The sequence below is a fragment of the Mesorhizobium sp. M1A.F.Ca.IN.020.03.2.1 genome, assembly GCF_004023205.1.
Classification (GTDB): domain Bacteria; phylum Pseudomonadota; class Alphaproteobacteria; order Rhizobiales; family Rhizobiaceae; genus Mesorhizobium.
This window is the reverse complement of the sequence record NZ_RZSV01000012.1, coordinates 1-2,266: the sequence shown is the minus strand read 5'-3', so window position 1 is coordinate 2,266 and position 2,266 is coordinate 1. Positions and strand designations below refer to the sequence as shown.

Below are 2,266 nucleotides of genomic sequence, written 5' to 3'. Positions count from 1 at the left end.
TACGCGTCCTCACGGTCGCTTCAACCTCGGCTATGTGGCCTTCGTCGGCACCACCGCCATCACCTGGCTCTGCTCGCCCTGGCGGGGTCGATGGTGTTGGTCTTGATACCGACCTATCGCTTTTCCAGTTCCTCAAAGACATCCAGCCGGTCGCCAGCCAAGCTGACCAGCTTGCGGCGCTCGACCAGCGACTTGTTGCCGCGCTCGATCCCGACCTGCTTCTGCGCGATCTCGGCCTCGAGGCTCTCCTGTTCGGCCTGGTAAGCCACGAGCGACTGGCGCATCTGCAGGCGCTGCAGGTCGACGAGCGGCGCCGGTGCATTTGGCGGCGCCACCGATTCCGCATCGGTGCGGCGGCGGAATTCCGGGGTCACCGCCATCGATAGCACGACGTAGGCCGGGATCGACAAGATAACGATCAGCGTCATCCAGGGGCTGTAGAGATATATGACGGAGAGGAACAGGAGTCGAGCAGCACGGTGAGCGCCGAACCGGTGAGAAAGGCACGGTTGTTCTCGAGCTCGTGGACGCGCGCCACCGTCTGGCCGGTCTGCCTTGCCTCGAAATAGGCGATCGGCAGGCCAAGCAGATGATGGACAGCTTGGCGCCGAGCGCCACGTCGATGCGGCTCGTGGTGTGAATGGTGGTGTAGGTGCGCAGGCCGGTAAGCAGCACCTCGAACATCGAGACCGCAGACAGGCCGATCACCAGCACTTCGAGCGTGGTCAAGCCGTTGTGGACGAGCACCTTGTCGATCACCAGTTGGAACAAGATCGGCGAGATCAGGCCAAGCAACTGCATGAAGAACGAGGCAAGCAGCACTTCGGCGAAGATCCAGCGGTAGCGGATGATTTGGGGAATGAACCATGAGAAATCGAAGCGCCGTGAGAAGCCCTTCGAAAGGCCCGGCTGGTGACGAGGACGACGTAACCGCTCCACAGGAGGTCAAAATCCGCACGTGCAAGTTCCTGCGGGGCCCCGATTGCGAATAATGCAAAAGGACCTTGCCCGCAGACAATGCCGCCAGCAGCGCAAAGCTGCCGTCCGCCTTCTCGATGATCATCGGCAGCGGCGGGGGGTCCAAGCTCTTGGGCGAAGGTCTTGCTATCTTGGCCTTGAGCTTCAGTCGTTTTGCCGCCCGCACAAGGTCGACGCGATCGGCGTTCGTTCGCCCAAACCCAGGTGGCGAATGGCGTCGGGTCGCCGTCCTCATCGACTCACGCGGCAGAGGCGAAGAACGAACCTTCCATTTGCAGCGCCAAATGGTCCCCAGCGGTACAGGTATGTGAGTGTGGTCACGGCGAGAGCCGTCACAAGCCCGAACGCATGCGATCAAGAAGCTGAAGCCCAGGATCATCCAAGCCTCGACAAAGCCCAGCGCCACAGACGCGGTCAGCATCGCAGATTCGACCGCCATAATGCACCGGCCAGAAAACATAACCCTCGGTTGAAATTATCGGCGGTAGCCCCCGCAAAGACTGACAAGATAAACGCTGGCAGGTTCGACGACGCCTGCACCAGCGCGACCATAAGATGGAAGTCGAGATCGTCGCCATCAGCCAACTGATGGCGACAGGCTGCAGCAACCAGCCGAGGGGGACTTGGGAGGCCAGCCAGATAGAGCGAAACGTCGGGTTGCTGAGCGGCGCAAACGTCGCTGGCGAACCTGGACCCTCGTCTGCGCCCTCCACCCTGTTCATTGCTCCGTCCTATGCCCGGTTTGCAAACCTCTTCAGGTAGAGCCTCGCGTCCAGATGACACGCCTTCGCCACAGCGTCCCTCCGCCACCCGCAACAACGAACGTGATCTGCGCGTTCTTTTCGGGATCCTGCTTCTTCCTGCACCGGTCTCACAAGTGGAATTCCAGCGCGGAACCGTACGAAATGCGGAGCCAGATCATGTGCTGTCACGGTTACACATCCACACAGCGGCCACCGTTAGTGATTAGGTGGTAATCCCACCTGCTCTGCGATCAACAACGGGCACCCTGCCTGTGTACCGGTCGGCAGCAATGGCTCAAGCCGTGCAAATTGTTGCTCGCTCAGCCAGAAATTGTCCCCATTCATCAACGGCCTCCTTTCGGAAACCGTGAATCAATCCCTCCCCTCAGCGGAACCCCCCTGTGCCGGCGCATGGTGTTGGCGCTACGCCGGCATCGCAATCCTAAAACTCAGTAATTGACCAGCAGGTCACGGGGCATGCTGCTCAGCGACTTCGCGCCGTTCTCGGTCACCCGGACAGTCTCACTGAAGATGTAGCCGTCATC

The 2,266-nt window shown here is 60.5% G+C and carries 2 protein-coding genes and 1 pseudogene; 1 reads left to right on the top strand and 2 read right to left on the bottom strand.

Features of this window, described 5'->3' with window-relative positions; translation table 11 throughout:
• Positions 1-113: 113 nt before the first annotated feature.
• Positions 114-410 (bottom strand): hypothetical protein, encoded by a 297-nt coding sequence (locus EOA79_RS03800; RefSeq protein ID WP_127217468.1) that lies wholly within the window; start codon positions 408-410, stop codon positions 114-116.
• A gap of 242 nt (positions 411-652) precedes the next feature.
• Between EOA79_RS03800 and EOA79_RS33410 the strand changes: the two genes are divergently transcribed.
• Positions 653-844, top strand: coding sequence for a hypothetical protein (locus tag EOA79_RS33410; protein WP_245457337.1), 192 nt, complete (start codon positions 653-655; stop codon positions 842-844).
• A gap of 548 nt (positions 845-1,392) precedes the next feature.
• Here EOA79_RS33410 and EOA79_RS34245 read toward each other — a convergent pair.
• Positions 1,393-1,700 (bottom strand): annotated as a pseudogene (locus tag EOA79_RS34245) (MFS transporter).
• Positions 1,701-2,266 lie beyond the last annotated feature (566 nt).